Source organism: Vibrio sp. V33_P6A3T137, from assembly GCF_009904835.1.
GTDB classification, from domain to species: Bacteria; Pseudomonadota; Gammaproteobacteria; order Enterobacterales; family Vibrionaceae; genus Vibrio; species Vibrio metschnikovii.
In genome coordinates this window covers 26,826-33,801 of the sequence record NZ_WXWK01000017.1, presented here as the reverse complement: position 1 = coordinate 33,801, position 6,976 = coordinate 26,826, and the positions used below count along the sequence as shown (strand labels likewise).

Here is a 6,976-nt window from a genome sequence, read left to right as displayed (position 1 = left end):
GTTGTCAGTAAAAACTGATGATTAGCAATGAATTTACAACATTGATGGTGCGGAAAAACTCTATTTTTTGAGATGAACTAATGAGAGAGGTGAATTCATTGACAAAGCCATTGATTGAACTATATTTTTTTTACGAATACTTTGTCGATACACCTCCTATTAAATGGGGATTCATGTGACTTGGTACAGAATTATTTCAAGGAGCTGTCATGCACGCATCATCTACACTCAAACGAACACTCATTTCAACAGTACTTGCGGCAACGTTTATGCTTCCAGCAATTAGCCAAGCTTGTACGTCACTTTTGTATACTGATGCCAACGGTGCGCCTTATGCGGGTAGGACCATGGAATTACCGGTCCAGCTAGATTATAAGGTCGCTTTCTTTCCCCAAGGCTCGAAATTTTCTTCCCATGCCGATAAGCATGCCTCTTTAAATTATGAAGCAAAACACGCTTTTTTATCGATTGCCATGCCAGATCCTATTACTAAAGATCTTAAAGTAGTCGAGGGCATTAATGATCAAGGGTTGAGTTTCAGTGTCTTAGCTTTTGCAAGTACTGAAGGCCCAGAAGATATGTCGGACAAAACTCAAAAAATGTTATCTGCGATCGATTTAGGAAGTTGGGCATTATCACAATTTAAAACGGTGAATGACGTCAAGACCGCGTTAGAGAAACAGCCTGTATTGGTCACCGCTCTATTACCCATGGGATTATTGAAAACCCCTTTCCACTACACTCTACACGATGCTAATGGTCACTCTATCGTTATTGAGTTTTCGAATGGTAAACAGCATATCTATGAAAATCCTTTAGGTGTTATGACCAATGGTCCTGAGTTTACTTGGCACTTAACTAATCTTAATAATTACACGTTTTTAAGTAATATCGACCAATCAGAGATAAAACTCGGCGGGGTAACGTTTAAACAACCGGATTCAGGGATCGCAACGGCAGGATTGCCAGCATCAAATACATCGGTAGGCCGCTTTGTTCGTGCGGTTTATTATGCTCAGTTTACTGAAAAAGCGAAAACACCCGATGAAGCCGTCACGACCTTGGCGCATATTATGAATAATTTCGACCGACCTCGAGGTATCACTATTGATAGTCGTATGACCGAGGCTCTTCAAGATAAGGTAGCTCCTGGAGTGGTTGGCCACCGTATGTACACATCAGAATATTCGACTTGGACTTCGTTATCTGATCTTAAACGGCTGCGATTAAGTGTTCGTTTATATGAAAGCTTAAATTACGTCACTTTTGACCTAGGAGCATTACGCAAACAATCAAGTCCAATGGTCGTTCCTCTCAGTCAGTTCTCTGGTGGAACATGGGATGGAACGCAAACGCTCTTATCTCATCAATAAGGGGCATATCGGTGAGCCCCTTGTTACCCTTTTATGGCGCTTATTTTCCGTCTTGGCTTATATGCGCCATGATTGGGATAATTAGCACGGTATTAATACGTATTGTCTTAATCCGACTTGGTGTTGATGAAGGCATCCCGTTACGAACGATCGTTTATATCGCGCTTGCGAGTATGATTACTTTGACGCTAGCGATCACTGTTTTTGGAGTTTAGTGATGTCTAACTCTGCTTATACACGTCGATATAGTGTTGTGGGTACTGCCTTGGCGATAGCGGTTGTACTTGGCGCACTTGTATCGGGATGGTATTACTTTCAACACAGCGCAGATAAAGCTCTTTCTGAGGATGCAGTACTGAGTGCAAATGTTGTTAACGTTGCTTCTATCGTTGCAGGACGAGTAATCACTATTGCTGTAACCGATAATCAGCGTGTCGACGAGGGACAGTTATTATTTGAAATTGATCCCAAACCCTATGAAATAATAGTCAATAAAGCCAGATCAGAATTACAGCTTGCTAAAGCATTGCGTGATGCTCAGCGTAGAACAATTACGGCTGAGTCATCCAATGCTGCTATCGCTTCAGAACAGGTTCATCGTGCTCGTACCAATCTCTCTCTTGCAGAGACCGCACTTGCCCGGCTATTACCATTAGCGGCTAAGGGGTACGTTACCGTGCAGCAAGTGGATGACGCGAGAACGGCTAGAGATGATGCTCAAACCACGCTCGAACAAGCCATACATCAAGAGGCTGCGGCTCAAGCCTTGATCACCAGTCTTGATGAGTCAGAGGCATTGGTTGGTGCTCGGCAAGCAGCGTTAGCGATTGCTGAGCATGAATTAGCGGCAACTCAAGTACGTGCCCCACATGAAGGTCTTGTCGTCGGTCTCACGGTTTCAACGGGAGAGATTGTTGCTCCCGGGCAGTCTCTGTTTACGCTTATTGATACTCGTAAATGGTACGCTTTGGCGACTTTTCCCGAAACAGAGCTGGCTCATATTGCTGTGGGCAACTGTGCACAGGTTTATATACTGGCAGATCGTTCTATTCCCGTTTACGGTCGGGTTGATAGTATCGGTTGGGGAGTGATATCTGAAGAGCTGATCAATTTACCTCGCAATGTTCCTTACGTACCCAAATCATTAAATTGGGTACGGATTGTTCAACGCTTTCCTGTACGAATCATTATCGATAATCCTCCAACATCTTTGATGCGTGTAGGGGCTTCAGCGGTTGCGGTAGTCAAGCATAGCGAAAATTGTGATGACCGTTCAAAAGAGTAATACTCGCGAGTTGATGTCGTATTTATGGTCTCAATCTCTGGAGGATTTACAGTCAGCGCCAGGGCGAGCGGGTTTAGCTTGGCGAATTGCACTGTTATGCGCTTTGGTAACCGCGGTCGGTATGATGTTTCAGATCCCTGAAGCTGCGATTAGCTGCTACCTAGTCATCTTTCTAATGAAGCCTGATGCGGTAGTCAATATTGTCACGGGTTTTGGCTTTCTCATCTTATTGCCCGGACTTATTGCGTTTTTGGTTTGGCTTATCAACCTAACGAATGGTTCGACGATGCATATCATGGCGGCTATTGTCGTCACTTCTGTTTTTCTGGTTTATCTTGGCGCGGCAACACAGCTAGGGGAGCAAGGTAGCGTAGCGGCGTTGATCATTGCTTTTTTACTTACTTTGATCGTTAAGGCACCGTTTGGCGAAGCGGCGAGCTTTGCACTGCGTGAAGCTTGGTTAATGGCTGCTATGCCGATGATATTAATGATCGGCTTTAATTTTCTACTCGGATTTTCACCAGTACAGCTATTACGGGATAAATTGCGCTCTCGATTGGCCGTGACTATTAAGGCATTAGAAACCGGTGACTCAGCCGCGTTACTTCAATATCTACGCGAAGGAAATAGTGCCTTTGAGCCGCAAGCGCTTACTGTAAAAGCACTTCGTTTAGTTAATCTTTCTGCCGCGCAACAGATAGCTACCGATATTCGTGCAGGTTTTAAACTCATGCTTGCTGTTTCCGCCTTACCCGCCTCTATGGATGCTGATCGCCGGATCGCTCTAGTGGATGCTATTCGTGATATTGATGATTCACTTGCTCAGGGGAAGGCTCCCCAATGTTCAATTGCTCGTGCTCAAGATCTTGACACTGAAATGGGAGAAGCAGAGAAGCAGGCCTGGGATGCGCTCCGTTTACTTGCGGGAGCGAGTGAGCCTGAAATCGTGTCGACAAGCAAGCCCGCATTTGTTGCCCCAGACGCTTTCACTAATCCTGCCTACACTCGTTTTGCGTTCAAAACGACCTTAGCTGCGATGATTTGTTTTCTTATCTATACCGCTATCGATTGGCAAGGCATTCATACGGCGATGATTACTTGCTATGTAGCAGCATTAGGAACGACAGGAGAGACTTTACACAAGTTGGCGCTGCGCATTGTTGGGTGTTTGATAGGAGCATCACTTGGCATTGCCTCTATCTTTTGGGTGATACCTTATATCGATGATATTGCTTCGTTAATGGTATTGATATTTTTAGGCTGCTTAATTAGCGCTTGGATTTCAACGGGGCCAGAGCGTAGTTCTTATGCTGGTGTTCAGGTAGCGCTCGCCTTTCTACTCACCGTATTGCAGGGTTTTGGTCCGAATCTGAGTTTGGAAACCGCGCAAGGTCGAATTTTTGGTATATTACTCGGTAATGTTGTGGTTTATCTGATTTTTTCTCGTCTTTGGCCCGCGCCTTTAGAGGGCGAGGTCCGTACATTATTTTCTCGTGCTCTATCGGAGTTGGCTCGGATGGCTAGGTTACCTTCCCATCAACGCATACAGGCTTTGGGGCATACTGCTGCCGTAGAATCGTTAGTCGGAAAATGTGATGAAGCATTGTGTCTATTGCCGTTTGAGCCAAAATGGTTACGTCCGCCACCAAAACGTGAAGCGGCTCTTAAAAAAGCGATTGATGAAATAGAATCGCTCAATAGAGCCATTTGGTTGAGCGATGAAACTGACCTTGGACCACTTGCTGATTTACTTGATGATCTTGCACTACGATTTCAAGATAAGTCCGGAGAGCCCGGTTCTTATAATATTGAATTGAAAGAGCGTTCTGATCTTTCCGCATCATTTATTGATTCACTGGATCACGTTATGGAGGCAGCATGATAAATAACGGTCGATATTATTTGCGATGTCGTGTTTGTTCTTCATTCATCGTATTAATGATGGTTTTGATAGTCTCTGGCTGCGTATCTAATGTGGATCACAGGGTGTCTCCAGCTCCGGATCAGCCATGGGTACCACGTGATGAGGATAAAACCGCATTATGGAGTCTGGCTGGTTCCGATGATAGTCAGCCCACTCCAACTCATGTTATTCCAGACTTCAGTATTCCCGAAAACCCTGCTCGTGCGCAATTTAGGCAAAATGAGTTTATTGATTCTGAACAACGCTATGGGCTCCCTGAATTGATTGATTTGGCACAACGAACGAATCCAGAAACACGAGCGGCTTGGCAACGCGCGAGACAAGCGGCAATTGCGGTTGGCATGGTCGAAAGTACTTACTTACCTTTCATTGCAGCAAGTGTTGTGGGAGGATCTCAGACAGTCACCGTTCCATTACCGGAAATTTTCGGCCAGCGTCATATCGATAATACAGAACAAGGCAGCGCACAAATACTGTCACTTCAATGGCTTCTGTTTGATTTTGGACAGCGAAAAGCGCTTACAATGGAAGGTCAGCAGGTTGCGGTAGCAGCAAATATTTTATTCAATGGCACACATCAAAAATTGATTTTCGATGTCTCTCAAGCTTATTACGGTTATGGTGCAGCCATTCAACGGCGAAGTTTTGCTGAGGAGGCCTTACACAACGCTCAAGATATTCAAGCGGCGGTTGCAGCAAGAGCGGATCAAGGGCTCGCTACGACCATGGATGTCGCTCAAGCACGGCAGGCCGTCGCTCAGGCTAAATTTCGTCGTATTCAGGCTATTGGTGATGAGCGTACGGCTTATTATCATCTGCTTTCCATTGTCGGTGTTAATAGCGAATTGAACGTTGATGCTGCTAATATAACGCAAAACCCCCTTCCTAAACCCATTGATACTCCTATGGATAGGCTAATACAGCAAGCCTTATCACAACGTCCTGATGTTGCAGCAAGTTACGCCGCTTTACAGGCGAGTAAAGCTGGTGTTGATGCGGCTCAGGCGGGTTACTTACCCAAGGTTTATTTGGGTGCAAGTGCTAGCTGGGGATCTGGAAATTTCGATATTTCTGGTCTTCCCTCAATCAGTCAGCAGGGATCTGGGAACAGTGTTCTCTTGGGAATAACCGTACCTATTTATGATGGCGGTTTAAGAAGTGCGCGGGTTACAGAGGCTAAGTCTCGATCTGAGGCTGCTGAGGATGAGTTTCAGCGGGTACAAAATGCTGCCGTAGCAGAAATTATTGCTGCACATAACGCTTTACGCGCGGCACATGAAGCCTATCATGCAGCAACCGAGCTGGTTGCAGCTGCGTCAATTACTTACGAAGCCGCCATTGCCGCTTATCGTAATGATATCGGTACGATTGATGCAATCACAGTCGCAGATACGGCATTACTTGATGCCCGACAAGCGCAAGGGGATGCTCATGTGGCGACACTTATTAGCTCAGTTAACTTAGCTTTTATTATGGGTAAACTGACTTCGCGCGAGAGCTTGCTCTGAAGTTAAAAATGCAGCCTCTAAGACGATAGCCATTGTTATTGGATTATCTCTGTTTTTTCTTAAGTCAGATTATTCATCCGCTTAGATAATTGAGATGGCAATATAACTACTACTGAAATATATCGCTTTCTAGCATTCAGGGCTTTACGCATTAATTTTTGACAATAGGTAAAGAAATAACATGAGCAATATTAAAAGTTTTAAGCCTTTTTCTATCGCTAAAATATATTTATTAGCCGTTTTGCTGGTCTTTAGTCTCTTCTATGTGCATGCATGGTTAATATTTGATGTCGCTGGAGATTTTCTACGAGCTCATCCTTGGTTTATTGAGCACTTTAGCCCGAGCTACGCAGGAAAGATAATTATCCTGTGCTGTTTTATGATCCTATTTTTTGCCCATTTACTTGAGGTTATCGGGTGGGGGATATTTTTGCGTTGGGCTGGATTAGTGTCTTCGGTCACAGAGGGATTATACTTTGTTGGTACCTCAATCAGTACTCTAGGTTATGGTGATGTTGTACTCACGAAGCCTTGGCGACAGATTGGGCCAATAATTGCTATCGCTGGAGTACTTAAGTTCGGATGCTCAACGGCTTTTCTCTTCTTTGTAATCCAAACTGTGTGGGAAAATAGTTTATAAAAACAGGTAATTACTATCATTTAAGGTGCTTTATCGCTGAGTATTACCATCAAAATATCATCATTACTCGGTGACACTTCCCCCTTCTTTATCGCCCATCTTCTAATCAGACCAGTTATACCTCTCATATGTTTGATTGATAATTGTTTGTATTCGCATTATTGTTTGTGTTAATTTGTTGTTGCTGCTATGAGAAAGAATCACTTGTGGAGAAGATATTATTGTTTTTCCCTGCGTGACGTTATG

At 44.3% G+C, this 6,976-nt stretch carries 6 protein-coding genes; all 6 read left to right on the top strand.

The window, feature by feature from the left end:
• Window positions 1-209 precede the first annotated feature (209 nt).
• Window positions 210-1,373 carry a linear amide C-N hydrolase gene (locus CAG60_RS01510; protein WP_202598478.1) on the top strand — a complete coding sequence of 388 codons (1,164 nt, stop codon included), beginning with the start codon at window positions 210-212 and terminating at the stop codon, window positions 1,371-1,373.
• Window positions 1,337-1,588: a YtcA family lipoprotein gene (locus tag CAG60_RS16845; protein ID WP_161425512.1), complete on the top strand. Its 252-nt coding sequence runs from the start codon at window positions 1,337-1,339 to the stop codon at window positions 1,586-1,588. Before CAG60_RS01510 ends, CAG60_RS16845 begins: the two co-directional genes overlap by 37 nt.
• A 2-nt stretch (window positions 1,589-1,590) precedes the next feature.
• The gene (gene mdtN, locus CAG60_RS01500; RefSeq protein ID WP_161438111.1) at window positions 1,591-2,658 is read left to right on the top strand and encodes a multidrug transporter subunit MdtN; all 1,068 of its coding nucleotides are present in this window, start codon (window positions 1,591-1,593) and stop codon (window positions 2,656-2,658) included.
• Entirely contained in the window at window positions 2,639-4,540 is a 1,902-nt protein-coding gene (locus CAG60_RS01495; protein ID WP_161438110.1) for an FUSC family protein, read from the top strand. Before mdtN ends, CAG60_RS01495 begins: the two co-directional genes overlap by 20 nt.
• Window positions 4,541-4,644: 104 nt before the next feature.
• Complete coding sequence (locus tag CAG60_RS01490) at window positions 4,645-6,090, top strand: TolC family protein (protein WP_202598477.1); 1,446 nt, start codon at window positions 4,645-4,647, stop codon at window positions 6,088-6,090.
• Window positions 6,091-6,271: 181 nt separating this feature from the next.
• Window positions 6,272-6,730, top strand: a complete 459-nt coding sequence (locus tag CAG60_RS01485; RefSeq protein WP_161438109.1) for an ion channel — start codon at window positions 6,272-6,274, stop codon at window positions 6,728-6,730.
• Window positions 6,731-6,976 lie beyond the last annotated feature (246 nt).